This window comes from Pseudomonas sp. AC463 (assembly GCF_979253585.1).
The window spans coordinates 1-25,292 of record NZ_CEEDDZ010000030.1 but is presented as its reverse complement, the minus strand read 5'-3'; the positions used below and the strand labels follow the sequence as shown (position 1 = coordinate 25,292).

At 61.2% G+C, this 25,292-nt stretch carries 22 protein-coding genes; 12 read left to right on the top strand and 10 right to left on the bottom strand.

The genetic code is table 11. The annotated features are described in order from the left end of the window. Nucleotides 1-42 precede the first annotated feature (42 nt). Complete coding sequence (locus tag AC0IYH_RS27180; RefSeq protein WP_471837146.1) at nucleotides 43-1,611, top strand: SulP family inorganic anion transporter; 1,569 nt, start codon at nucleotides 43-45, stop codon at nucleotides 1,609-1,611. Nucleotides 1,612-1,647: 36 nt separating this feature from the next. On the opposite strand, the gene aroE is transcribed toward AC0IYH_RS27180, so the two are convergent. Both aroE and hemF read right to left on the bottom strand, forming a co-directional pair. Beyond that, nucleotides 1,648-2,466, bottom strand: coding sequence for a shikimate dehydrogenase (aroE, locus tag AC0IYH_RS27175; protein WP_471837144.1), 819 nt, complete (start codon nucleotides 2,464-2,466; stop codon nucleotides 1,648-1,650). Beyond that, complete coding sequence (hemF, locus tag AC0IYH_RS27170) at nucleotides 2,466-3,398, bottom strand: oxygen-dependent coproporphyrinogen oxidase (protein ID WP_116627124.1); 933 nt, start codon at nucleotides 3,396-3,398, stop codon at nucleotides 2,466-2,468. The genes aroE and hemF overlap by 1 nt, the downstream gene beginning before the upstream one ends. Nucleotides 3,399-3,558: 160 nt before the next feature. Here hemF and AC0IYH_RS27165 point away from each other — a divergent pair, with 160 nt between their 5' ends. Next, the gene (locus tag AC0IYH_RS27165; RefSeq protein ID WP_116627123.1) at nucleotides 3,559-4,536 is read left to right on the top strand and encodes a quinone oxidoreductase family protein; all 978 of its coding nucleotides are present in this window, start codon (nucleotides 3,559-3,561) and stop codon (nucleotides 4,534-4,536) included. A 94-nt stretch (nucleotides 4,537-4,630) separates the two neighbouring features. On the opposite strand, the gene tsaC is transcribed toward AC0IYH_RS27165, so the two are convergent. Then, the gene (gene tsaC / locus AC0IYH_RS27160) at nucleotides 4,631-5,188 is read right to left on the bottom strand and encodes an L-threonylcarbamoyladenylate synthase type 1 TsaC (RefSeq protein ID WP_101265064.1); all 558 of its coding nucleotides are present in this window, start codon (nucleotides 5,186-5,188) and stop codon (nucleotides 4,631-4,633) included. Nucleotides 5,189-5,242: 54 nt separating this feature from the next. Next, nucleotides 5,243-6,337, bottom strand: coding sequence for a DNA-processing protein DprA (gene dprA, locus AC0IYH_RS27155; RefSeq protein WP_471837141.1), 1,095 nt, complete (start codon nucleotides 6,335-6,337; stop codon nucleotides 5,243-5,245). A 277-nt stretch (nucleotides 6,338-6,614) separates the two neighbouring features. Between dprA and def the strand changes: the two genes are divergently transcribed. The 5 genes from def to AC0IYH_RS27130 all read left to right on the top strand — a co-directional run bounded on the left by def (nucleotide 6,615) and on the right by AC0IYH_RS27130 (nucleotide 11,174). Further along, entirely contained in the window at nucleotides 6,615-7,121 is a 507-nt protein-coding gene (def, locus tag AC0IYH_RS27150; RefSeq protein WP_032885135.1) for a peptide deformylase, read from the top strand. 69 nt (nucleotides 7,122-7,190) lie between these two features. Next, complete coding sequence (fmt, locus tag AC0IYH_RS27145; protein ID WP_471837139.1) at nucleotides 7,191-8,144, top strand: methionyl-tRNA formyltransferase; 954 nt, start codon at nucleotides 7,191-7,193, stop codon at nucleotides 8,142-8,144. Then, entirely contained in the window at nucleotides 8,141-9,451 is a 1,311-nt protein-coding gene (gene rsmB / locus AC0IYH_RS27140) for a 16S rRNA (cytosine(967)-C(5))-methyltransferase RsmB (RefSeq protein WP_122774384.1), read from the top strand. The genes fmt and rsmB overlap by 4 nt, the downstream gene beginning before the upstream one ends. A 22-nt stretch (nucleotides 9,452-9,473) precedes the next feature. Then, nucleotides 9,474-10,847: a Trk system potassium transporter TrkA gene (trkA, locus tag AC0IYH_RS27135; protein ID WP_116627119.1), complete on the top strand. Its 1,374-nt coding sequence runs from the start codon at nucleotides 9,474-9,476 to the stop codon at nucleotides 10,845-10,847. Nucleotides 10,848-10,862: 15 nt separating this feature from the next. Continuing rightward, nucleotides 10,863-11,174 carry a tetratricopeptide repeat protein gene (locus AC0IYH_RS27130; RefSeq protein ID WP_116627118.1) on the top strand — a complete coding sequence of 104 codons (312 nt, stop codon included), beginning with the start codon at nucleotides 10,863-10,865 and terminating at the stop codon, nucleotides 11,172-11,174. 123 nt (nucleotides 11,175-11,297) lie between these two features. Here AC0IYH_RS27130 and AC0IYH_RS27125 read toward each other — a convergent pair whose 3' ends face one another. Next, the gene (locus AC0IYH_RS27125; protein WP_116627117.1) at nucleotides 11,298-12,185 is read right to left on the bottom strand and encodes a lysophospholipid acyltransferase; all 888 of its coding nucleotides are present in this window, start codon (nucleotides 12,183-12,185) and stop codon (nucleotides 11,298-11,300) included. A 40-nt stretch (nucleotides 12,186-12,225) separates the two neighbouring features. Beyond that, nucleotides 12,226-12,783, bottom strand: a complete 558-nt coding sequence (locus AC0IYH_RS27120) for a DNA-3-methyladenine glycosylase I (RefSeq protein ID WP_471837136.1) — start codon at nucleotides 12,781-12,783, stop codon at nucleotides 12,226-12,228. A gap of 81 nt (nucleotides 12,784-12,864) precedes the next feature. Here AC0IYH_RS27120 and glyQ point away from each other — a divergent pair, with 81 nt between their 5' ends. From glyQ to AC0IYH_RS27100, 4 genes are all read left to right on the top strand, one after another. Beyond that, on the top strand, nucleotides 12,865-13,818 hold the full coding sequence (gene glyQ, locus AC0IYH_RS27115) for a glycine--tRNA ligase subunit alpha (protein ID WP_003187265.1): 954 nt from the start codon (nucleotides 12,865-12,867) through the stop codon (nucleotides 13,816-13,818). Continuing rightward, nucleotides 13,815-15,869 (top strand): glycine--tRNA ligase subunit beta, encoded by a 2,055-nt coding sequence (gene glyS / locus AC0IYH_RS27110; RefSeq protein ID WP_116627115.1) that lies wholly within the window; start codon nucleotides 13,815-13,817, stop codon nucleotides 15,867-15,869. The genes glyQ and glyS overlap by 4 nt, the downstream gene beginning before the upstream one ends. Nucleotides 15,870-15,871: 2 nt before the next feature. Further along, nucleotides 15,872-16,408 (top strand): D-glycero-beta-D-manno-heptose 1,7-bisphosphate 7-phosphatase, encoded by a 537-nt coding sequence (gmhB, locus tag AC0IYH_RS27105; RefSeq protein WP_163821492.1) that lies wholly within the window; start codon nucleotides 15,872-15,874, stop codon nucleotides 16,406-16,408. An 82-nt stretch (nucleotides 16,409-16,490) separates the two neighbouring features. Beyond that, complete coding sequence (locus tag AC0IYH_RS27100) at nucleotides 16,491-17,261, top strand: lysophospholipid acyltransferase family protein (RefSeq protein ID WP_116627114.1); 771 nt, start codon at nucleotides 16,491-16,493, stop codon at nucleotides 17,259-17,261. Nucleotides 17,262-17,443: 182 nt separating this feature from the next. On the opposite strand, the gene AC0IYH_RS27095 is transcribed toward AC0IYH_RS27100, so the two are convergent. Next, nucleotides 17,444-19,723 (bottom strand): CHASE2 domain-containing protein, encoded by a 2,280-nt coding sequence (locus AC0IYH_RS27095; protein WP_471837133.1) that lies wholly within the window; start codon nucleotides 19,721-19,723, stop codon nucleotides 17,444-17,446. 3 nt (nucleotides 19,724-19,726) lie between these two features. Next, the gene (locus AC0IYH_RS27090) at nucleotides 19,727-20,677 is read right to left on the bottom strand and encodes a FecR family protein (protein WP_471837131.1); all 951 of its coding nucleotides are present in this window, start codon (nucleotides 20,675-20,677) and stop codon (nucleotides 19,727-19,729) included. Nucleotides 20,678-20,921: 244 nt separating this feature from the next. Here AC0IYH_RS27090 and AC0IYH_RS27085 point away from each other — a divergent pair, with 244 nt between their 5' ends. Beyond that, a complete protein-coding gene (locus AC0IYH_RS27085) occupies nucleotides 20,922-21,644 on the top strand; it encodes a response regulator transcription factor (RefSeq protein ID WP_471837129.1) in 723 nt (240 codons plus the stop codon). Nucleotides 21,645-21,740: 96 nt separating this feature from the next. On the opposite strand, the gene gyrB is transcribed toward AC0IYH_RS27085, so the two are convergent. Together gyrB and recF are read right to left on the bottom strand one after the other, a co-directional pair. Continuing rightward, nucleotides 21,741-24,158 carry a DNA topoisomerase (ATP-hydrolyzing) subunit B gene (gyrB, locus tag AC0IYH_RS27080; RefSeq protein ID WP_471837128.1) on the bottom strand — a complete coding sequence of 806 codons (2,418 nt, stop codon included), beginning with the start codon at nucleotides 24,156-24,158 and terminating at the stop codon, nucleotides 21,741-21,743. A 4-nt stretch (nucleotides 24,159-24,162) separates the two neighbouring features. Continuing rightward, on the bottom strand, nucleotides 24,163-25,233 hold the full coding sequence (recF, locus tag AC0IYH_RS27075; RefSeq protein WP_471837127.1) for a DNA replication/repair protein RecF: 1,071 nt from the start codon (nucleotides 25,231-25,233) through the stop codon (nucleotides 24,163-24,165). Between the last annotated feature and the right edge of the window lie 59 nt (nucleotides 25,234-25,292).

The window sequence follows — 25,292 nt, the reverse complement described above, 5'->3', positions numbered from 1 at the left end:
GTACTGGTACCCTTGAGTCAAACCTTTCCAGCCGAGTTATAAATGCCCCGGCCCACACGCCACACTCTCTTCCCCTTCCTCGCCTGGCTCCCACGCCAGACCCGCGCCAGCGTCGGCCGGGACGCGCTGGTCGGCCTCAGCGGCGCCGTGCTCGCCTTGCCGCAGTCGATTGCCTACGCGCTGATCGCCGGTCTCCCACCGGAATACGGGCTGTATGCGGCAATCATCCCCGTACTGATCGCCTGCCTATGGGGTTCGTCCTGGCACTTGATCTGCGGCCCCACGGCGGCGATCTCCATCGTGCTCTACGCCAGCGTCAGCCCACTGGCCGTGCCGGGGTCGCAGGACTACATCACCCTGATCCTGTTACTCACCTTCCTCGCCGGTGTCTTCCAATGGCTGCTCGGCATGCTGCGTTTCGGCGCGCTGGTGAATTTCGTGTCCCATTCGGTGGTGCTCGGCTTCACCCTGGGCGCGGCCGTGGTGATCGCCCTCGGGCAACTGCCCAACCTGTTGGGGCTGGACTTGCCCAGCCAGGCCACGGCGATCAATAGCCTGCTGGCGCTGATCCACCACGGCGGCGAGTGGGACCACGCCTCGCTGGCCCTGGGCCTGGGCACTTTGCTGGTGGGCGCGGTGCTCAAGTACCTGGTGCCGCGCTGGCCGACGCTGCTGATCGCGCTGGCCTTGGGCAGCCTGGCCACGTGGCTGTGGCCGGCGATGTTCGGGCATGTGGCGCTGGTCAGTTCGTTTATCGGCAAGTTGCCGCCGTTCAGCCCGTTGCCGATGGACCTGGACATGCTTCTGCGCCTGCTGCCCAGCGCCGTGGCGGTAGGCATGCTGGGGCTGGTCACCAGCCTGTCGATTGCACGCTCGCTGTCGGCGCGTTCGCAACAGTTGCTCGACGCCAACCAGGAAGTCCGCGCGCAGGGTTTGTCCAATATCGTTGGCGGATTTTTCTCCGGTTACTTGTCAGCCGGTTCATTCACGCGCTCCGGCCTCAGCTACGAAGCGGGCGCCTGCTCACCGTTGGCCGGGGTGTTTTCCGCGTTGTGGGTGGCGCTGTTCGCCCTGTTTGGCGCGGCGCTGATCGCGCACATCCCGATCCCGAGCATGGCCGCCAGCATCCTGCTGATCTGCTGGGGGCTGGTGGACCATCGCGGCATTCGCGCGTTGTTCCGTGTCAGTCGTGCGGAGTTTGTGGTGATGAGCCTGACCTGCGTGGCCACCTTGCTGCTGGAGCTGCAAACGGCGATCTATGCGGGGGTGCTGGCCTCATTGTTTTTCTACCTCAAGCGCACCTCCCAGCCACGGGTGCAGCAATGGCGCGACGGTGATGAAGATGTGTTGCGGGTCGGCGGCTCGATCTTTTTTGGCGCCAGCCATTACCTGCAAGTGCGCCTGCAAAGTTTGCAGGGCGAGCGAGTGGTGATCGAGGCGCAGCAGATCAACTTTATCGACTATTCCGGGGTGGAGATGCTGCACCAGGAAGCGCGGCGGTTGCGGGGGTTGGGGCGCAGTTTGACGTTGCGTAGGGCCAGGCCGCAGGTAGTTGAGGAGCTGAAGAAACTCGAAGGTCCCGACAACTGCCCCATCCATTTCCAAGACTGAACTCAGTTTAAAAACTGTGCCTACTTTGGAGTGGTGTTAGGCCAACTGGCGGCGCAGTTCAGCCAACACCGGCGCAGAATCCGGGCGCACACCGCGCCACAGGTAGAACGCTTCCGCCGCCTGCTCCACCAACATGCCCAGGCCATCCATCGCCACGGCCGCACCTTGCTCGGTAGCCCAACGGCAAAACGCGGTGGGCTCCTTGGCGTACATCATGTCGTAGCAAAAGGTCTTACCCGGCTCGATCAGGCTGCCGGCAATCGGCGGTACATCGCCTGAAAGGCTGGCAGAGGTGGCATTGATGATCACGTCCACCGGCTCACGCAGCCAGTCGAAACCGCTGGCAGACACCGGGCCCAGGTCGTCGAACAACTCGGCGAGCAATTCGGCCTTTTCCACCGTGCGGTTGGCGATGATCAACGAGGCCGGCCGCTCGGCCAGCAGCGGCTCCAACGCGCCACGCACCGCGCCACCGGCACCCAGCAACAGGATGCGTTTGCCTTGCAGGCTCAACCCGGCGTTTACCGTGAGGTCGCGCACCAGGCCGGCGCCGTCGGTGTTGTCACCCAGCAAGGTGCCGTCGGCCAGCTTGCTCAGGGTGTTTACCGCACCCGCGCGTTGGGCGCGTTCGCTCAAAGTGTTGGCCAGGCGGTAGGCGTCTTCCTTGAACGGCACCGTCACGTTGGCGCCACGGCCCTGCTGAAAAAACTCACGGGCACAGCCGGTGAAATCCTCCAGCGGCGCGAGCAAGGTGCGGTAGTCCAGTTGCTCGCCGGTCTGCTCGGCGAACATGCGGTGAATCAACGGCGACTTGCTATGGCCGATGGGGTTGCCGAAGACGACGTATTTATCCATCAGACAGCCGCCTTGGGCGCGGCGAGGCCGAGCCAGTCACGGTCTTGCAGGAAGTAGTCGGTGAGGCGCGCCTCTTCGCTGCCGGCCTCGGCTTTCCAGTCGTAGCTCCAGCGCACTTGCGGCGGCAGCGACATCAGGATCGACTCGGTACGCCCGCCCGACTGCAGGCCGAACAGGGTGCCACGGTCGTACACCAGGTTGAATTCAACGTAGCGGCCACGGCGGAATTCCTGGAACTGGCGCTGCTGCTCGGTGTAGGCCATGGCTTTGCGGCGTTGCACGATCGGCAGGTAGGCGTCGATGAAGGCATCGCCGATGGCGCGGATGAAGGCGAAGCAGGTGTCGAAGTCCCACTCATTCAAATCATCGAAAAACAGGCCGCCAATGCCACGCGGCTCGTTGCGATGCTTGATGTGGAAGTAGGTGTCGCACCAGGCCTTGTAGCGCGAGTACACGTCCGGCCCAAACGGCGCACAGGCCTGCTCGGCCACGCGGTGCCAGTGGATGCAGTCTTCTTCATTGCCGTAGTAGGGGGTGAGGTCGAAGCCACCACCGAACCACCACACCGGTTCTTCGCCGTCTTTTTCGGCGATGAAAAAGCGCACGTTGGCGTGGGACGTCGGCACATGCGGGTTGTGCGGGTGGATCACCAGCGACACACCCAGGGCTTCAAACCCGCGACCGGCCAGCTCGGGGCGATGCGCACTGGCAGACGGTGGGAGGCCGCTGCCAAACACGTGGGAAAAGTTAACGCCGCCTTTTTCGATCACCGAACCGTTTTCGATCACACGGGTGCGACCGCCGCCGCCGGCAGGCCGGGTCCAGGCGTCTTCGATAAAGCGAGTGTCCGTCTCGAAGGTTTCCAGGGCGCTGCAAATGCGGTCTTGCAGGTCGAGCAGGTAGGCCTTTACAGCCTCGGTGCGGGTAGTCATGGCATCACCTTGAATCGGGCAAAGCTACGCGAGGCCATTGGGCGTCGGCGGCAAATGGGCGCACAGGATAACACCGCACCCCCTGATGCCGCAGTTGACGAAGATCAAGCTTAGGAGTGGGATAGGGGGCTACGCGAATTCGACCTCAGGAGATGTGCAGATGGCCAAACGTATCCAGTTCAGTGCCCATGGCGGCCCCGACGTACTTGAATATGTGGACTACACGCCGGCGGAGCCGGGCCCGCAGCAGGTTCGCGTGCGCAACGAGGCCATTGGCCTGAACTTCATCGACACCTATTTCCGCAGTGGCCTGTATGCGCCGCCGGCCCTGCCATCCGGGTTGGGCGCCGAGGGCGCCGGCGTGGTCGACGCGGTAGGCAGTGAAGTCACCCAGTTCAAAGTCGGCGATCGCGTGGCCTACGGCAGCGGCCCGCTGGGTGCTTATAGCCAGTTGCACGTGCTGCCGGCGGCCAACCTGGTGCACCTGCCGGACGAGATCAGCTTCGAACAAGCCGCCGGCGCCATGCTCAAGGGCCTGACCGTGCAGTACCTGCTGCGCCAGACCTATGAGTTGAAGGGTGGCGAAACCATTCTGTTCCACGCCGCCGCAGGTGGCGTGGGTTCCCTGGCCTGCCAATGGGCCAAGGCCCTGGGCGTGAAGCTGATCGGCACGGTCAGCTCGCCGGAAAAAGCCGCGCTGGCCAAATCCCTCGGCGCCTGGGAAACCATCGACTACAGCAAGGAAGATGTCGCACAGCGCGTACTGGAATTGACCGACGGCAAAAAAGTCCCAGTGGTGTACGACGGCGTCGGCAAGGACACCTGGCTGACCTCCCTGGACAGCGTGGCGCCACGCGGGCTGCTGGTGAGCTTCGGGAATGCATCGGGCGCGGTGGATGGCGTGAACCTGGGAATTCTGTCGGCCAAGGGCTCGCTGTACGTAACCCGGCCAACCCTGGCGACCTACGCCAACAACCCGGCTAACTTGCAGGCGATGGCGGATGACCTGTTCTCGATGATCAAGAGCGGCAAGGTGCGCATTGATATCAACCAGCGGTATGCGTTGAAGGATGCGGCCCAGGCGCAGACGGAGTTGTCGGGGCGCAGGACGACTGGCTCGACAATTCTGTTGCCTTAAGGGCCTCATCGGGGGCAAGCCCCCTCCCACATTTTGAACTGCGAATACATTCAAGTGTGGGAGGGGGCTTGCCCCCGATGGCCGCGACGCAGTCTCAAGAAGGCCGCACCACCTCACCCGTCGCCAAATTACGAATCAAACTCGGATTCTTGCGCCCACCCAGGGCGCCACCCAGCACCAGGTCCACCTGGCCTCGGAAATACTGCTCCACGCGAATCCGCGTGCGCGCAGCCGGGCGGCCTTGGGGGTTGGCCGAGGTGGAAATCAGCGGCCCGACCAGCGAGCACAAGTCCCGCACCAACGGGTGGTCCGTCACCCGCAGCGCGACGGTGTCGTGCACACCGGTAACCCATTCCGGCAGCAAGTCCTGATGGGGCACCAGCCAGGTATTCGGCCCAGGCCAGGTGCTGGCCATGCGGTCGATCCAATCCTGGGGGAAGTCTTCGAAGAGGAAATCGAACTGGCGAATGTTGTCCGCCACCAGGATCAGGCCCTTGTCCACCGAACGGTTCTTGATCGCGAGCAAACGGTCCACTGCCTCTTCGTTCCACGGGTCGCAACCCAAGCCCCACACCGCCTCGGTTGGATAGGCGATTACTGCGCCTGCGCGAATTTCCCGTGCGGTTTCCAGCACACGCCACCTGTTGACCATTGCTCACTCTCCGGACTAAAGCTCTGCGCAGTTTACCGATGTTCTTTGCAAAACCTAGCAGCGTGCGAGCCAGCGCCCGCTCTCGCAGGTCACTTGGCCTTCCAGCTCCAGCTCGGTCAGGGTCGCCAGCACCTGGGACAACGGCCGCCCACTGGCAATCGCCAAGCCTTCGCTGGTATGCGGCGCCGCGTGCAACAGCGCCACCAACGGGTGGGTGACGGGAATCGGCGCCGGGCGCGACAAGGCCTGCCAGCCGCGCAAGCCTTCAAGGATGTGCTCGATGGTTTCCACCAGCACCGCGCCGTCGCGAATCAATTGGTGGCAACCCTTGGCGCCTGGGTGATGGATAGAGCCCGGGATCGCATATACCTCACGGCCTTGTTCAGCCGCGAGTTTCGCCGTGATCAGCGAACCGCTGGCCACGCTGGCTTCCACCACCAGCACGCCCAGGGACAAACCACTGATGATCCGGTTGCGCCGTGGAAAGTTCGACGGATGGGGTGGGGCGTCCAACGGAAACTCGGAAACCACCGCGCCGCCTTGGGCAATCATCGCGGCCGCGAGCTTTTTGTTGCGCTGTGGATAAAAATTTTCCAGGCCAGTGCCGAGCACGCCGATTGTATGACCGCCCACATCCAATGCGCCTTGATGCGCGGCACCGTCGATGCCCAATGCGAGGCCGCTGGTGATGACAAAACCGGCGCCCGCCAAGCTGCGGGAAAACGCCGCGGCGGTGTCCATGCCCGGGCGCGACGCACGTCGGCTGCCGACCACCGCCAGTTGCGGTTTTTCCAGGATTGCAGGGTCGCCGGCCACGAATAAAAGCGGTGGCGCATCGTCGATCTGGGCGAGGAGCGCGGGGTACTCAGGCTGGTCCCACATCAGCAAATGCTGGGCCGGGCGGGCCAACCAAGCCAATGCCGCGCTGGCGCCATCGCGCACTTCATGACTGCGCCGGGCATCGGCAATGATGGCGGGTAACCCAAGGGAGCGCCAGGCACTGGCAGGCGCGCTGATGGCTTTTGAGGCAGAGCCAAACGCTTCCATCAATCGGCGAAAACGCATGGGACCCAGTTCCGGCAGCCTGTGCAAGCGTAGTCGTGCTTCCAGTTCTGACGGGGAAATTTCATGACTGTTTATCGGATACATCTGATCATCCTTGATCGGAACAAGCTGTGGATAACTCTGTTGGTAACTTATTTAGCAGGCTATTAATTGCGTTCAATGGGCAAGGGCCGCGCGGGCATTGCAAACGGGCCCGTAGCCGCAAGACGAGTAGCGATTTCCTCATGGGGTGAATCTCCTTTATTATGTGCGTTCGCGTGAAATGCCAGAGCCATCGCGGCTTTCGAACCTTTCACACCGGCCGTGTGGGTCCATCCCAACGCCGATTTGCCTCTACCTCACATGTGCAGCAATTACGCTTATGGCTATTTTGAACATCCTCGAATTCCCCGACTCGCGCCTGCGCACGATCGCCAAACCGGTGGCCGTAGTGGACGACAAGGTTCGTCAGTTGGTCGATGACATGTTTGAAACAATGTATGAAGCCCCGGGCATCGGCCTCGCCGCCACCCAGGTCAACGTGCATCAGCGTGTCGTGGTCATGGACCTGTCGGAAGATCGCAGCGAACCGATGGTGTACATCAACCCGGAGTTCGAACCGCTGACCGAAGAGATGGGCGAATACCAGGAAGGCTGCCTGTCGGTGCCGGAGTTCTACGAGAACGTCGAACGCCCGCTGCGCGTGAAGATCAAGGCCCTGGACCGCGACGGCAAGCCGTTCGAGCTGATTGCCGAAGGCCTGCTGGCGGTGTGCATCCAGCACGAATGCGACCACCTTAACGGCAAGCTGTTTGTCGATTACCTGTCCACGCTCAAGCGTGACCGGATCAAGAAGAAGCTGGAAAAAAAGCATCGCCAGCAAGCTTGATGCCCACCTTCCAAAGGCTTGCTGCGGCAAGCCTTTTTCTTTTGTGACTGCTTTTAACCGAGAACTCCCATGACCGAGCCATTGCGCATTGTTTTTGCCGGCACCCCCGAATTTGCCGCCGAACACCTCAAGGCGCTGCTTCCCAGCCCTTATGACATCGTGGCGGTGTACACCCAGCCGGATCGCCCGGCCGGTCGCGGGCAAAAACTGATGCCGAGCCCGGTCAAGCAGCTGGCGCTGGAGCACAACATTCCTGTGCTGCAGCCGCCGACCCTGCGTAACGCCGAGGCCCAGGCTGAACTGGCCGCGCTCAAGCCCGACTTGCTGGTGGTGGTCGCCTACGGCCTGATCCTGCCGCAAGCGGTGCTGGATATCCCGCGCCTGGGCTGCATCAACAGCCATGCGTCGCTGCTGCCGCGCTGGCGCGGTGCGGCGCCGATCCAGCGCGCCGTGGAAGCCGGCGACAGCGAAAGCGGCGTGACCGTGATGCGCATGGAAGCAGGCCTGGACACCGGCCCGATGCTGCTCAAAGTGGTTACCCCCATCACCGCCGAAGACACCGGCGGCAGCCTGCACGACCGCCTCGCCGAACTGGGCCCGCCCGCCGTGATCCAGGCCATCGCCGGCCTCGCCGCCGGCACCCTGGAAGGCGAGGTACAGGACGACAGCCTGGCCACCTACGCCCACAAGCTGAACAAAGACGAAGCGCGCATCGACTGGAGCCGCCCGGCCGTGGAGCTGGAGCGCCTGGTGCGCGCGTTCAACCCGTGGCCCGTGTGCCACAGCACCCTCAACGGCGAAGCCTTGAAGGTATTGGCCGCGACCTTGGCCGAGGGCAAAGGCGCCCCCGGTGAAATCATCGGCGCCAGCAAAGACGGCCTGCTGGTGGCCTGCGGTGAACAGGCGCTGTGTCTGACCCGTCTGCAATTGCCCGGTGGCAAGGCGCTTAATTTCAGCGACTTGTTCAACAGCCGTCGTGAGAAATTTGCCCTGGGCACCGTCCTTGGGGCGGTGGCGCAATGAACCCACGTCTGGCCGCCGCCAAGGCCCTGGCCGCCGTGCTCAACGGCAAGGCTTCGCTGAACAGTTCATTGCCGACCCAACTGGACAAGGTCGAAGACCGCGATCGCGGCTTCACCCAAGACCTGGCCTTCGGCACCGCCCGCTGGCAGCCGCGCTTGTCGGCGCTGGCGGCCAAGCTGCTGCAAAAGCCGTTCAAGGCGGCCGACGCCGATGTGGAAGCGCTGCTGCTGGTCGGCCTCTACCAACTGCTCTACACCCGCGTGCCGGCCCACGCCGCCATCGGTGAAACCGTGGGTTGCGCCGACAAGCTGAAAAAACCCTGGGCCAAGGCCCTGCTCAACGCCGTGCTGCGCCGCGCCCAGCGTGAAAGCGAAGCGCTGCTGGCCGAGCTTGAACACGACCCGGTGGTGCGCACTGCCCACCCGCGCTGGCTGCAAAAATCCCTCAAGGCGTTCTGGCCCGAGCAATGGGAAGCCATCTGCGCGGCCAACAATGCGCACCCGCCGATGATCCTGCGGGTCAACCGTCGCCATCACAACCGCGACACCTACCTGCAATTGCTCGCCGACGCCGGCATCAACGCCACGCCGTGTGTGTACAGCACCGACGGCATCGTGCTCGAAGCCGCCAGCGACGTGCGCAGCCTGCCGGGCTTTGCCGAAGGCTGGATCAGCGTGCAGGACGAAGCCGCGCAACTGGCCGCCGACCTGCTCGATCTGGCCCCGGGCCAACGCGTGCTGGACGCCTGCTGCGCGCCCGGCGGTAAGACTTGTCACATTCTGGAAGTCGAAAAAGACCTGGCCGGTGTAGTCGCTGTCGACCTGGAAGCCAAGCGCCTGGTGCGCGTACGCGAAAACCTCGCGCGCCTGGGCCTCAGCGCCGAACTGATCGCCGCCGACGGCCGCGACACCGCCACCTGGTGGGACGGCAAGCCATTCCAGCGCATCCTGCTCGACGCGCCGTGCTCCGCCACTGGCGTGATCCGTCGCCACCCGGACATCAAGCTCACCCGCCAACCCGACGACATCGCCGCCCTGGCCGTGCTGCAAGGCGAACTGCTCGACGCGCTGTGGCCGACCCTCGAAGTCGGCGGCGTCCTGCTCTACGCCACCTGCTCCACCTTGCCCACCGAAAACACCGAGGTGATCGAAGCCTTCCTCGCCCGCACCAGCGGCGCGCGGGAACTGGACCTCGCCACGGCCGCCGGCATCAAGCAGCCCCATGGCCGCCAACTGCTTGCGCAAGAAGGCGGGCACGATGGTTTCTACTACGCCAAACTGATCAAGATCGCCGCCGCGCGCGGCTGAACGGGTTTAAGGGAGTGACCGGATGAAAATCATCATCCTTGGGGCAGGGCAGGTTGGCGGCACACTGGCTGAGCATTTGGCCAGCGAAGCCAATGACATCACGGTGGTCGACACCGACGCCGAGCGCCTGCGCGATTTGGGCGACCGCCTGGACATCCGCACCGTACAGGGCCGTGCGTCGTTTCCTACGGTGCTGCGTCAGGCCGGCGCCGACGATGCCGACATGCTGGTGGCCGTGACCAACAGCGATGAAACCAATATGGTTGCCTGCCAGGTCGCGCACACCCTGTTCCACACCCCGACCAAGATCGCCCGTGTGCGCGAAGCCGCGTACCTGACCCGCGCCGGCCTGTTCGACAACGACGCGATCCCGGTGGATGTGCTGATCAGCCCCGAACAGGTGGTGACCCACTACATCAAGCGCCTGATCGAGATTCCCGGCGCCTTGCAGGTGATCGACTTCGCCGGCGGCAAGGCCCAGCTGGTGGCGGTCAAGGCCTACTACGGCGGCCCTTTGGTCGGCCAGCAACTGCGCCAACTGCGTGAACACATGCCGAATGTGGAAACCCGCGTCGCGGCGATTTTCCGTCGTGACCGGCCGATCCTGCCCCAGGGCGACACCGTGATCGAGGCCGACGACGAGGTGTTTTTCATCGCCGCCAAAGCGAATATTCGTGCAGTGATGAGCGAAATGCGCCGGCTGGACGAGACCTACAAACGCATCGTCATCGCCGGCGGCGGGCAGATCGGCGAGCGCCTGGCCGAGGCCATCGAAAGCCGCTACCAGGTGAAGATCATCGAGATGAGCCCGGCGCGCTGCCGGCATTTGTCCGACACCCTCGACAGCACCGTCGTACTTCAGGGCAGCGCCTCGGACCGCGACCTGCTGATGGAAGAGAACATCGCCGACGCCGACATCTTCCTGGCCCTGACCAACGATGACGAAGCCAACATCATGTCGTCGCTGCTGGCCAAGCGGTTGGGGGCGAAGAAAGTGATGACCATCATCAACAACCCGGCCTATGTGGACCTGATCCAGGGCGGCGATATCGACATCGCCATCAGCCCGCAGCTGGCCACCATCGGCACCTTGCTGGCCCACGTGCGACGTGGCGATATCGTCAGCGTGCACTCCCTGCGCCGAGGCGCGGCGGAAGCCATCGAGGCGATTGCCCATGGTGATTCAAAATCGAGCAAGGTGATCGGCAAGGCCATCCGCGACATCGGCTTGCCACCGGGCACCACCATCGGCGCGATTATTCGCGATGAAGAAGTGATCATTGCCCACGACGATACGGTGATTGCTACCGGTGACCATGTGATCCTGTTCCTTGTGGATAAGAAACATATCCGCGATGTGGAGAAACTGTTCCACGTGGGATTGAGCTTTTTCTGATCAAGGAGTGAACCGATGCTGGAGTCCCTGGAAAAAATGCTCGCCAAGGGTGTGGATAATTCGTTGCTGCGCTTTGGCTTGGGCAAGGGTTATCTGGATTTGAAGGAGAATGCCAAGGCGGCGGAGCATTTGCGCAAGTGTGTCGAGTTTGACCCCAAGTATTCCGCGGCGTGGAAGTTGTTGGGGAAGGCGCAGCAAGCGCAGGGTGACAGTGCTGCAGCCCGACAGGCGTGGGAGAAGGGCATTGAAGCGGCCCAGGCCCATGGCGACAAGCAGGCCGAGAAAGAGATGACCGTGTTCCTGAAAAAACTCGACCGCCAGGCTTAATGCAGGACTCAAATGTGGGAGGGGGCTTGCCCCCGATAGCGGTATGTCAGGCACATATCAGTAGCTGACAGACTGCAATCGGGAGCAAGCCCCCTCCCACATTGGTTTAGTGCCGACCTTAAGTCAGTACCACCGCTCTTCACCCGGCGGGCGTTTCTTGAAGCGTTTCATGCTCCACATATACTGGCTCGGATACGCCCCCACATAACGCTCCACCACCTTGCTCATCGCCGCGCAGGACGTGGCAGTATCGGTGCTGTACATGTCTTCCGGCGCCGCTTCGAGAATCACTTTGTAACCCGAGCCGTCCGGTAGTCGCAGGGCGTGCAGGAATACGCCCACGGCCTTGTGACCCGCCAACATGTTGGGCACGAACTTGCTGGTCAGCGCCTGGGTGGCAAAGAACGGCACAAAGATCCCCGCGGATTCCGCCGGCTCCGGGTCGGCGGGAATACCCACCTGGCCGCCTTTGCGCACTTCCTTGATCACACTGAGGATGCCTTCCTTGGTCGACGCCGCCACACGGTTACCCAGCTGCACGCGCTGCTTGCGCAACAACTCGTCCACCGCCTTGAGCTTGGGCGGGCGGTAGAAAATGATCGGTTTGCACTGGTTGCAATAGAAGTGGTTCAACACTTCCCAGTTGCCCAGGTGGCTGGTGATGCCGACCACGCCTTTGCCCGAGGCCAGGGCGTCGTGCAGCACGTCGAGGCCTTCGACTTCGCGCACCAGGTCGATGGAGCGTTGGGCCGGCCAGATCCAGGCGCAGGCACTTTCGGTCAGGGACTTGCCGATGTCCATCAGGCTCTGGCCCACCAGGCGCTCGCGGGCGTCGGGGTCCATATCCGGGAAGCATTTGGAGAGGTTGATCCGCACCGTCTCGCGCGAGCGGTTGGGGGTTTTCCACATGATCCAGCCGATCGCCGTGCCGACGGCCTGGACCGCGCGCCAGGGCAGCAGGGCAAACAACCGGAGAGCGCCTACCAGCAAGGCGCCTTTAAACTTTTCCACAGGTCACTCCTGTTCGTGGGGGGTGCGCAAAGCGCGCATTCTAACCGGCGTTGGCCAGGTCCGCGTAACGGTCGCAGTCTTGAGTGTGGTCCATGACCATGCCCGAGGCCTGCATGAAGGCGTAGCAGATGGTCGGGCCAACGAAGGTGAAGCCGGCTTTTTTCAGGGCCTTGCTCATGGCTTCGGCCTCGGGGGTTATTGCCGGGACCTCGCTGCGATCCTTGAAGTGATTGACCTTGGGCACGCCGCCAACGAAGGACCAAAGCAGCTTCACGGGGTCCTCCAGCGCCAGCCAGGCGGCGGCATTGCGTCGGGTGGCGTTGAGCTTCAAGCGATTACGCACAATGCCCGGGTCGAGCATCAGCGCTTCGATCTCTGCATCGCTCAGGCGCGCCAGGCGCTGTGCATCAAAACCGAACAAGACCTTTCGATAATGCTCGCGTTTGCGTAAAACGGTGATCCAGGACAGGCCCGCCTGGAACCCTTCGAGCAAAAGCAACTCGAACAAGCCCTGCGCATCGCGCAGCGGCGTTCCCCACTCCTGATCGTGATAAGCCATGTACAGCGGATCTTCAGAACACCAAAAGCAGCGTGGCATAAGGCTCCAGGGGATGGTGGCGCGGCCGAATCGGGTATACTCCCGCTCTTTAAATCGCAGCCCAAGTAACAGGTGAATTTCGTGAGCCAGCCTACGCCAGCCGTGCGTACCTTCCAAGACTTGATCCTCGCCCTCCAGCAATACTGGGCCGAGCAAGGTTGTGTGGTACTTCAGCCCTACGATATGGAAGTAGGCGCCGGCACTTTCCACACCGCTACATTCCTGCGGGCCATCGGTCCGGAAACCTGGAACGCCGCTTATGTGCAGCCCAGTCGTCGCCCGACTGACGGCCGCTACGGCGAAAACCCGAACCGTCTGCAGCACTACTATCAGTTCCAGGTAGTCCTGAAGCCGAACCCGGACAACTTCCAGGAACTGTACCTGGGCTCGCTCAAGCACGTGGGCCTCGACCCGTTGGTGCACGACATCCGTTTCGTCGAAGACAACTGGGAGTCGCCAACCCTGGGCGCCTGGGGGCTGGGCTGGGAAGTCTGGCTCAACGGCATGGAAGTCACGCAGTTCACCTACTTCCAGCAAGCGGGCGGCATCGAGTGCTACCCGGTGACCGGCGAAATCACCTACGGCCTCGAGCGCCTGGCCATGTACCTGCAAGGCGTGGATTCGGTCTACGACCTGGTGTGGGCTGACGGCCCGTTCGGCAAAGTCACCTACGGCGACGTGTTCCACCAGAACGAGGTGGAGCAATCCACTTACAACTTCGAACACGCCAACGTCGACAAGCTGTTCGAACTGTTCGACTTCTATGAAAGCGAAGCCAAGCGCCTGATCGAACTTGACCAGCCGCTGCCGCTGCCAAGCTATGAAATGGTGTTGAAGGCCTCCCATACCTTCAACCTGCTGGACGCCCGCCGTGCCATCTCGGTTACCGCGCGCCAGCAATACATCCTGCGTGTACGCACCCTGGCGCGTTCCGTCGCCCAAGCCTACCTGCTGGCTCGCGCCAAGCTGGGCTTCCCGATGGCAACCCCGGATTTGCGTGATGAAGTGTTGGCTAAGCTGGAGGCTGCACAATGAGTGCTCAAGATTTCCTGGTTGAACTGGGCACCGAAGAGCTGCCACCCAAGGCACTCAATACCCTGGCCGATGCATTCCTGGCCGGTATCGAAAAAGGCCTGCAAAGCGCCGGCCTGAAGTTTGAAGCGAAAAAAGTCTACGCCGCGCCGCGTCGCCTGGCGGTGTTGCTGACCGCGCTGGAAACCCAGCAGCCGGACCGCAGCATCAACCTCGACGGCCCGCCGCGCCAGGCCGCGTTCGACGCCGAAGGCAACCCGACCCAGGCCGCCCTGGGTTTTGCCAAGAAGTGTGGCGTTGAGCTGAGCGAGATCGACCAGAGCGGCCCGAAGCTGCGTTTCAGCCAGGTGATCACCGGCAAGCCGACCGCCAGCCTGTTGCCGACCATCGTTGAAGACTCCCTCAACGACCTGCCGATCCCCAAGCGCATGCGCTGGGGTGCACGCAAGGAAGAGTTTGTCCGCCCAACCCAATGGCTGGTGATGCTGCTCGGTGACCAGGTCATCGATTGCACCATCCTAGCCCAGAAGGCCGGCCGTGACTCCCGTGGTCATCGCTTCCACCATCCAGAAGCTGTGCGTATCACCTCGCCGGCCAACTACGCCGCCGACCTGCGTGCCGCGTACGTGCTGGCCGATGCCAACGAGCGTCGCGAGCTGATCAGCAAGCGCACCGAAGAGCTGGCCCGCCTGCAGGAAGGCACGGCCATCGTGCCGCCGAGCCTGCTCGACGAAGTGACCGCGCTGGTTGAATGGCCGGTGCCGCTGGTGTGCTCGTTTGAAGAACGTTTCCTCGACGTGCCGCAAGAAGCGCTGATCACCACCATGCAGGACAACCAGAAGTACTTCTGCCTGCTGGACGTGGACGGCAAGTTGCTGCCGCGCTTTATCACCGTGGCCAACATCGAGAGCAAGGACCCGCAGCAGATCATCGCCGGTAACGAAAAAGTCGTTCGCCCGCGCCTGACCGACGCTGAGTTCTTCTTCAAGCAAGACAAGAAGTCGAAGCTCGAAGACTTCAACCTGCGCCTGCAAAACGTGGTGTTCCAGGAAAAACTCGGCAGCGTCTACGACAAAGCCGTGCGCGTTTCCAAGCTGGCGGCCTACATCGCGCCTCGCATTGGCGGCGATGCTGCCTGGGCTGCGCGTGCGGGTCTGCTGTCCAAGTGCGACCTGGCCACCGAGATGGTCGGCGAGTTCCCTGAGATGCAAGGTGTTGCCGGCTATTACTACGCCCTCAACGATGGCGAAGCCGACGACGTGGCCCTGGCGCTGAACGAGCAGTACATGCCGCGCGGTGCCGGCGCCGAGCTGCCGACCACCCTCACCGGTGCGGCCGTGGCCATCGCCGACAAGCTGGATACCCTCGTAGGCATCTTCGGTATCGGCATGCTGCCCACCGGCAGCAAAGACCCGTATGCCCTGCGCCGTGCGGCCCTGGGCGTGCTGCGCATCCTGATCGACAAGAAGCTCGACCTCGACCTGACCCAGGCCGTGGTGTTCGCCGTCGGCCAGTTCGGTGCCAAGGTCAAGCAAGCCGGCCTCGCCGAGCAAGTGCTGGAATTCGTGTTCGACCGCCTGCGTGCGCGTTATGAAGACGAAGGCGTGGACGTTTCCGTCTACCTGTCGGTACGTGCCCTGCAACCGGGTTCGGCGCTGGACTTCGACCAACGCGTACAAGCCGTACAGGCGTTTCGCAAACTGCCGGAAGCCGATGCCCTGGCCGCGGTGAACAAGCGTGTGTCGAACCTGCTGAGCAAGGCCGAAGGCCTGGGCAATGCCGATGTCGACCCAGGCCTGTTTGCCGATGCCAAGGAGTTCTCGCTGAACTCGGCCATCGCCAAGGCAGAAAACGCAGTGAAGCCGCTGATCGCCGAACGCAACTACGCCGAAGCCCTGGCACGCCTGGCCACCTTGCGTGAGCCGGTGGATGCGTTCTTCGAAGCGGTGATGATCAACGCGGAAGACGCGGGTGTGCGGAAAAACCGCTACGCCATGCTGGCGCGCCTGCGCGGCCTGTTCGTCAATATCGCCGACATCTCCACACTGAGCTGACCATGTTGAAACTGCTGATTCTCGATCGGGACGGGGTGATCAATTACGACTCCGACGCTTACATCAAGTCGGTGGCGGAATGGATTCCACTGCCCGGCTCGATCGAGGCCATCGCGCAGTTGAGCAAAGCCGGCTGGACGGTGGCCATCGCCACCAACCAGTCCGGCATCGCCCGTGGCTACTACGACATCGCTACCCTGGACGCCATGCACGCGCGCTTGCGCACGTTGGTGGCCGAGCAGGGCGGTGAGGTGGGGTTGGTGGTGTACTGCCCCCATGGGCCGGATGAGGGCTGCGATTGCCGCAAACCCAAGCCTGGCATGTTGAAAACCATTGCAGAACATTACAAGGTGCCGTTAGCTGGGATATGGTTCGTCGGGGACAGCCTCGGTGACCTGGAGGCGGCCAAAGCCGTCGACTCTCAGCCAGTTTTGGTAAAGACCGGGAAAGGCGAAAAGACCCAGGCGAAAAACCTGCCGGTAGGCACCTTGATTTTTGACGATCTGGCGGCGATTGCCGCAGAACTTATCAACAACTAGCCGCCCTCGACTTCCTGACCAAGGATTGATCGGGAGTGCGCTTTTAACAGGCGGGCCGTGTCCCGCAACGGTAAATGCCGCCATGTCGATTTTGCAGGCCATCAGAACCTTTTTCTTTTACCTGCTGTTGGGCACCAGTTCGTTTCTCTGGTGCACCCTGAGCTTTTTTATTGCACCCTTCCTGCCGTTCAAGGCGCGCTACCGCTTTATCAACGTCTATTGGTGCCGCTGCGCGTTGTGGCTGTCCAAGGTATTCCTGGGCATTCGCTTCGAGATCAAGGGCGCCGAGAACGTGCCGGACCAGCCCTGCGTGATTCTGTCGAACCACCAGAGCACCTGGGAGACGTTCTTTCTGTCGGCGTATTTCTCGCCCCTGAGCCAGGTGCTCAAGCGTGAGCTGCTGTACGTACCCTTCTTCGGTTGGGCGATGGCCATGCTGCGTCCGATCGCGATTGACCGTGACAACCCCAAGGCGGCGCTCAAGCACGTGGCCAAGAAGGGTGACGAGTTGCTCAAGGACGGCGTTTGGGTGCTGATCTTCCCCGAGGGTACTCGTGTGCCCTACGGCACTGTGGGCAAGTTCTCACGCGGTGGTACCGCTTTGGCGGTGAATGCCAACCTGCCGGTGTTGCCGATTGCGCATAACGCCGGCAAGTTCTGGCCCAAGACAGGTTGGGCCAAACGTGAGGGCACCATCACCGTGGTGATTGGCGAACCGATGTATGCCGAAGGCGAGGGCCCACGGGCTATCGCAGCGCTGAATGACCGCGCCCAGGCCTGGAATGAAGCGCAGCAGCGGGCCATGGGTTCGTTGCCGCCGGAGCCGGTGGTAGTCGACACGCCGGCGATCTGAGCATCTGTGGATAACCTGTGTACGGTTTGTTGGCGAATTGCCGTTTTTGTCTTATAAGAAGCTGATTTACTTACATATTTCTCAAGCTCATAAAATCGCCAAAATGGTGCATAAGTTTTTTCCGCAGTAAAAAACCGGTCCTTGAGACCGGTTTTTTATGCACAGCACAAAAGTGGGCTTTTTTAGTCCTCCAGCAACGGCAATTGCACGCTGAACGTCGTGCCTTTACCCACCGTGCTTTCGCAGCTGACGCGCCCGCCATGACGCTCCACCACCGCCTTGACCATGGTCAGCCCCAACCCCAGGCCTTCGCTGCCCTGGGCAGAATCAAAGCGTTTGTACTGGCTGAACAGCTCCGGCAAATCCTGTGCAGCAATCCCCGGGCCCTGGTCGCTGATGCGGCATTCCAGCCAGCCATCGGTGATGGCGTGCCTTAAACGCACGGTGGTACCGGAAGGCGAATATTTGACGGCGTTCTCCAGCACGTTGAACAACGCACGGGTGAGCAGCGATTGGTCGGCTGACACCATGCCCTCATCGGCTTCATCCAGGTCGTGGACCACATGAATCGCTTTAAGCTGGGCGATCACCGCCACTTGGTCGAACGCGTCCATCACCAGCATGGCAAACAGCGTGGGCTGGAAGTGATAACCATCGGCCTCGGCCTTGGCCAGTTGGACGAAGGATTCGGTAAGGCTTAAGGCGCGGCGCACCTGTTGTTCAATTTGGGCAAATACCGGTGACTCACCGGCGTGCACGTCCAGCAGTGCGAGAATCGCCGAATGCGGTGCCCGCAAGTCGTGGGAGAGAAAGCGCAGCATGGTTTCCCGATGCTGCTGGGCCTCACGCTCCTTGCTCAGGTCGGTGAGGCTCAGCAGCCAGCCAAGCGCCACGTCCCCTTCGGCCGGTAGCAAGGGCGCAAGCTCCATGCGCAGGCTGCGTTGGTGAATGTCGCGGAACTCAACCAATTCCAGTACCGAGAGGGCGGGGCGTACGCCGTTGTGCAGCGGCGGGTAACCCAGGTCGGCCAGTTGCTCCAGCAGGTTCTGGCTGACCAGGTCATTGCCGAATACGTCGCGGGCGATGCGGTTGGCCAGCAGGATATTGCCCTTTGGGTCGGTAATCAGGGTCGCCACTGGCAGGCACTCCAGGCCGTCGGCCATAAAGCGCCGGGTATCGCGCGTGCGGCTGACGGCCTGCTCCAGGGCAAAGATGCGCCCCTGCAACACATCACCTTTGCTGGCCGGTGCGCGGCGGCGTTCGGGCAGCACTTTGGGCTCGTTATCCAGGCGCGCCAGTTCCCAACCGAAGTAGGCAAGGATCACGCTGAGGCGGCGCCAGTTCCAGATCAAGTAGCTGAGCAGCAAGCCGATCAGGCAGGCCGCCGGCGACCACCAATGGCCCAGCCGCAACAGGGCCCATGAGCCGAGCAGCGCCGCGACCATGCAACCCAAGGTCATCCACAGCGCATAACGCGGGCGATAGAGCAGCAGGCCCAAAAGCAGCGCCACCAGGGAAGTCGCTATAGTTGCCGCCAGCCAGCCTGGCAAATCCACGATGCTGCGTCCCTGCAGCAAGCCGTTGAGCACGTTGGCCTGGATCTCGACACCCGCCGTGGTGCCGACCGTGGAGGAGAGCGGCGTCACAAACCGATCGCCCATGCCGGACGCGGTGGCGCCCACCAGGATCAGGCGGTTACGCAGCCGTTCAGGCGAAACTTCACCGCGCAATACGCTGGCATACGACACACTGGGAAAGTGGGTGTGGGGCGCGATGAACGGGATGCGGATCGCGTGTTCGCGGTGCCATTGCGCGTTAATCGGTTCCTGGGGCACACCAGGCATCTCTGCCAGTTGACCACTCATCTCGTAGGCCAGCCACGCCAGCTGGGGCGCCGTGGTATCGGGTGGGCCCTCGCGCATATACAGGCTGCGGACCACGCCGTCGCTGTCGGCCTCAACATTGATATGGCCCACGCCCTTGGCACATTTGAGCAGGGCCAACAGTTGCCCGCCCGGTTGGCTGTAGTTGCCCGGCCCTTCACGCACCAAGGGCAGCAAGACGTTACCGGCGTTGCACACCGCGTCGGCCAAGCGTTGGTCGTGGGCCGGGTCGCCCGGTTCGCTGAAGATCACGTCGAACAGAATAGCGGCCGGTTGCGCTGCGCTCAGACGGTCGATCAGGTCGGCATGCAAGCTGCGCGGCCAGGGCCACTGGCCGAGCTTCTTGAGGCTGGCGTCATCGATGGTGACCAGCAAGATGCGCGGGTCCACGGGAAGCGGCGCCAGGCGGCGAAGGCTGTCATACAGCGGGTTGTTGAGGGCCAGGCCCGGGCTCAACGACAGGTAGGCAGTGATGGGCAACAACAGCAGGCCGATCCACAACCACTCACGCACCAAGCGGTGGAACAGCCGCTGGGCGTGAGTAGGTTGACGTTTTTCGGCCTTGCCCCAGAGCATCATGGTTCAACGCGCCTGTGCGGTTGGCGGGTAATAGAAGATGTCATAAACGCCGGTTTCCCCTTCCAGGCCGTGTTCGTCGTAGGCCGACACACGCACGTGATAGAACGACGCTTTGAGCCCAGTGAAGCTCATTTTTGGCGACCTGGAAAAGTTTTCCTGCTTGATGTTCATAAAGGATTTATCGGTGGCTACCTGGGCGCGATAACGCTGCGCACCGGGCAGAGGTCGCAGGTACAGGCTCCAGACCGGCGCATCGCCTTTCTGCCCGTCCTGGCCGATAAGCTTGGGGGCGCTGAGTAACTCCACGGGGTTCAGGTCGCCCTGTTTCTTGAATAACAGGCCTTGCCGGGCACCGACTTTTACCTCGTCGTCGACGAAGCTGGTTTTCTTCTCGCGGCTAACTGCCACTTGGCCATCCAGCACTTCGAGCACCGATTGCGCCCCATCGGCACGCACCCGAAAGTGCGTACCACGCACGCCCAGCACTCCCACTGGCGTCACGATTTGGAAACGATCGTGGTCACTGGTGCGCTTGATGACGTACGTCTCGACCTGGCCATGCTCGAGAATCACTTGGGGCACCGATTGTCTGGGTTCCAAGTGCAACCTGACCTGCGAATCGGACGGCAACACCACACGCGACCCGTCACCCAACAGGAGGCTGACAAATGCCGATGCTGAGGTCTTCACACTCTCTTGCTCGTCAATGGTCATGCCTTCCTGCAATTCGATCACCTTGCCTTGGCGATCAAGCTTCCAGGCTTCGCCGGTAAAATGCTGGACGACCGCCGGCAGCGGCTGTGCACGGCAAAACAGCGGGTCGTCGATATACGCCGGACGAATCTTGGCCGAAGCGCCCACGGCACTCAGCGCCACGATGAATAGCGGGGGGAGGGCGTAGCGAGAAACAAGCTGGGGATTGATCACGGTTGGCGATTTCCTATCTGCGCGCATAAGTTTACGGCAGCGCACGTGTCGGCTGATCCTTTTACTTACCGTCGGGAGCCGGTATCTTTCCCACATCGGTAAAGAGGTCTTTCAATGGGTTAACCGCTCTTTGATTTCAGCGTACCGAGAGATCCAAGGGGTTGGTGAATCTGCGCACAATTATTCAGATTCAGCTGCCGGCAACTGCGCAGTATGTGCCGTTTGTTGAAAGGCCGTCGGCTGCCATATTTTTAGTAGAAAGGACCACGACATGCGTGTCGCAATACTGGATGACGAACCTGCTGAATTACGACGGGTGGAACAGACACTGCGACAAATCCCCAGCACTTCCGAACAGCCTTGGACCCTACATTGCTTTGAGCGCGGGGAAGACCTGTTGCGCCAACTACGCCGGGAAACCTTTGACCTGCTGATACTCGACTGGCAGTTGCCCGATATCACCGGTATTGCATTGCTGCGCTGGACCCGCGAACACATGGAGTCGCCCCCTGCCGTCATCATGCTCACCAGCCGCGATGCGGAAAGCGATATCGTCACCGCGCTGAACAGTGGCGCCGACGACTACGTGAGCAAGCCTTTTCGCCCTAATGAACTCAAGGCCCGGGTGACTGCGGTATTGCGTCGCCACGGTTTGCAGAAGTCGGCGACCCATGAAGCCCAAAGCTTCAACGACCTGACCTTCGACGACGCGGAGCTGACCGTCACCCGTGCAGGCAAACCGATCAACCTGACCGAGCGCGAGTACCGCCTGGCCAGCTGTTTGTTCGCCAACCTTGCACGCCCGCTGTCTCGTGAATACCTGTATGAGCGCTTCTGGACCCATGAAGAAATGGTCTCCTCACGGCCGCTGGATACACATATCTATCGCCTTCGTAACAAGCTGGGGCTGACGGCGGATCGCGGTTGGCAGCTGTTGACCATCTATGGATACGGCTACCGGCTGGAAAGTGTTGCGCTGCCCTCGCACAGCTAAAAACCGCGATGTTCCACGTGGAGCATTTAAAAATGCTTCCAATAAAAAAGGCCAACGCTAAGCGCTGGCCTTTTTTGGTTTAGCAGGTTTACCTGATCAGAAGTCTAGGTTGGACACCGCCAAGGCATTGCTCTCGATGAAGTCACGACGAGGCTCGACCGCATCACCCATCAGGGTGTTGAAGATCTGGTCTGCGCCAATGGCGTCTTCGATGGTCACACGCAGCATGCGACGCTGAGCCGGGTCCATGGTGGTTTCCCACAGCTGATCCGGGTTCATTTCCCCGAGACCTTTGTATCGCTGGATGGTGTGACGCTTGGTGCTTTCAGCCATCAGCCAGTCAAGGGCTTCCTTGAATTCCTTGACCTGCTTCTTGCGTTCGCCACGCTGAATATAAGCGCCGTCGTCCAACAGGGTGCTCAATTGAGCGCCCAGCGTAACGACGGTCTTGTAGTCATTACTGCCGAAGAAATCGCGGTTGAAGGTGACGTAGTTCGACAGGCCGTGGGAAATCAGCTCGACTTCCGGCAGCCACACGTTACGTTCACGGTCTTCGCGCAGGCTGGCTTTGTACACCAGGCCAGACTTCTCGGACGTGCGCAGGCGCACTTCGTATTGAGCCAGCCAATTCTGCATATGGGCGTAATCGCCCAGCTGCTCCAGGCTCACGGACGGCAGGTAGATAAAGTGCTCGGTCAGTTCCTGCGGGTACAGGCGCGACAGACGCTTGAGGGTCTTCATCACCATGCGGAAGTCGTTAACCAGACGCTCCAGCGCCTCACCGGAAATGCCCGGGGCTTCGTCGTTCAAGTGCAGGCTGGCATCTTCCAGGGCCGACTGCGTCATGTACTCTTCCATGGCGTCGTCGTCTTTGATGTATTGCTCTTGCTTGCCCTTTTTCACTTTGTACAAAGGCGGCTGAGCGATGTAGATGTAGCCACGCTCGATCAGCTCCGGCAACTGACGGAAGAAGAAGGTCAGCAGCAGGGTACGGATGTGTGAACCGTCGACGTCAGCGTCGGTCATGATGATGATGTTGTGGTAGCGCAACTTGTCGATGTTGTACTCGTCACGGCCGATACCGCAGCCCAACGCCGTGATCAAGGTGCCGACTTCCTGGGAGGAAATCATCTTGTCGAAGCGCGCCTTCTCGACGTTGAGGATCTTACCCTTCAACGGCAGGATGGCCTGTGTGCGACGGTTACGACCCTGCTTGGCGGAACCGCCAGCAGAGTCACCTTCCACCAGGTACAGTTCGGAGAGGGCAGGGTCCTTCTCCTGGCAGTCAGCCAGTTTGCCCGGCAGGCCGGCGATGTCCAGCGCGCCTTTACGGCGGGTCATCTCACGGGCTTTACGCGCAGCTTCACGGGCACGCGCGGCGTCGATCATCTTGCCGACAACCAGCTTGGCTTCGTTCGGGTTTTCCAACAGGAAGTCGGAGAAGTACTTGCCCATCTCCTGTTCCACTGCGGTCTTCACTTCGGAAGACACCAGCTTGTCTTTGGTCTGGGAGCTGAATTTCGGGTCCGGCACTTTCACCGAAATAATCGCGGTCAGGCCTTCGCGTGCGTCGTCACCGGTGGTGGCAACTTTGTGCTTTTTGGCCAGGCCTTCGGCTTCGATGTAGGTGTTCAGGTTACGCGTCAACGCGGAACGGAAGCCCACCAGGTGAGTACCGCCATCGCGTTGTGGAATGTTGTTGGTGAAGCACAACAGGTTCTCGTTGAAGCTGTCGTTCCACTGCAGGGCGATCTCAACGCCAATGCCGTCTTCACGCTGGATATTGAAGTGGAACACCTGGTTGACCGCAGTCTTGTTGGTGTTCAGGTATTCAACGAACGCACGCAAGCCGCCTTCGTACTTGAACAGCTCTTCCTTGCCGCTGCGCTCGTCCTTGAGGACGATACCCACACCGGAGTTGAGGAAGGACAGTTCACGAATCCGCTTGGCGAGGATGTCCCAGCTGAAGTGGATGTTCTTGAAGGTTTCAGCCGAGGGCTTGAAATGGATCTGCGTACCAGTGGATTCACTGTCACCCACGATTTTCATCGGCTCTTGTGGAACACCGTGCACGTAGGTCTGTTCCCAGATCTTGCCGCTACGGCGTACGGTCAGGATCAGCTCTTCAGACAGAGCGTTCACCACCGACACACCTACACCGTGCAAACCGCCGGAAACTTTATAGGAGTTATCGTCGAACTTACCGCCGGCGTGGAGCACGGTCATGATGACCTCTGCCGCCGAAACGCCTTCTTCTTTGTGCACGTCTACCGGAATGCCGCGACCGTTGTCGCGCACAGTAATCGACTCATCCGGGTGGATGATGATGCTGATGTCGTCGCAGTGACCGGCCAGAGCTTCGTCGATGGAGTTGTCGACCACCTCGAACACCATGTGGTGCAGACCGCTACCGTCATCAGTGTCGCCAATGTACATACCGGGACGTTTGCGTACGGCATCCAAACCTTTCAGCACTTTAATGCTGGTCGAGTCGTACGTGTTTTCTTCGCTCATGCCTTCACTCCCGATGGTCGTGGGTCTGGGTGATACGGCCCTGTTCCACGTGGAACAAAGCAACTGGCGTTTCCGTCTGCCAGCCTTCCCTCAATAATTCGTGGTCTACACAGGTGATAAACACCTGGCAGCGTAAGTCTTCCAACAAGCGGCATAACGCGCGGCGGTGCTGCTCGTCGAGTTCGGACGGCAAGTCATCCACCAGATAAATACACTGACCGCGCCGAGCCTGGCTAACCAGATGACCCTGGGCAATACGCAGTGCGCACACCACCAACTTCTGCTGACCCCGGGACAAGATGTCCGCGGCATTGTGTGCGCCCAATCTAAGACGCAAATCAGCCCGTTGGGGCCCGGCCTGGGTATGGCCAATTTGCTGATCCCGCTGCAAGGACGTGGCGAGCACTGCACTCAGTTCACGCTCTTTGTCCCAACCACGGTAGTAACTCAGCGTCAGGCCCTCAAGGTCCAACAATTCACTCAAGGTCTGCTCAAAGACTGGTTTCAAGGCTTTGATATAGGCACGGCGGTATTCATCGATTTCGTCACTGGCCAGACACAGTTCCCGGTCCCAGGCCGCTTGCGAAGCGGCGTCAAGTGTACCATGCCGCAGCCATGAGTTCCGCTGCCGAAGGGCCTTCTGCAGGCGCTGCCAAGTGGCCATGAAACGTGGTTCCACGTGGAACACTCCCCAGTCGAGGAATTGCCTGCGGATTTTCGGCGCGCCTTCCAACAGCCGGAAGCTATCGGGGTTGATCAACTGCAATGGCAGGATTTCTGCCAGTTGCGCGGCACTGCGGGCATTCTGCCCATCGATGCGAATTTGAAACTCACCGCCGCGATCACGGGATATACCCAAGGCGCTATGCCCACCTTCCGCCAGCTCGACTTGGCCAAACACCGTGCAGGCGGGCTGTTCGTATTGAATCACGGGTAACAGGCGAGCACTGCGGAAGGAACGGGCGAGACCCAATAGGTGCACGGCTTCCAGCACGCTGGTTTTACCGCTGCCGTTAGCGCCGTAAAGGATATTGATGCGGGGGGAGGGGGAGAAGGTGGTACAAACCGGGGACATCGTTTACATTTCTAACCGGGGACATGGTTTACAGGTTAATACGCATGATCAGGAGGTAA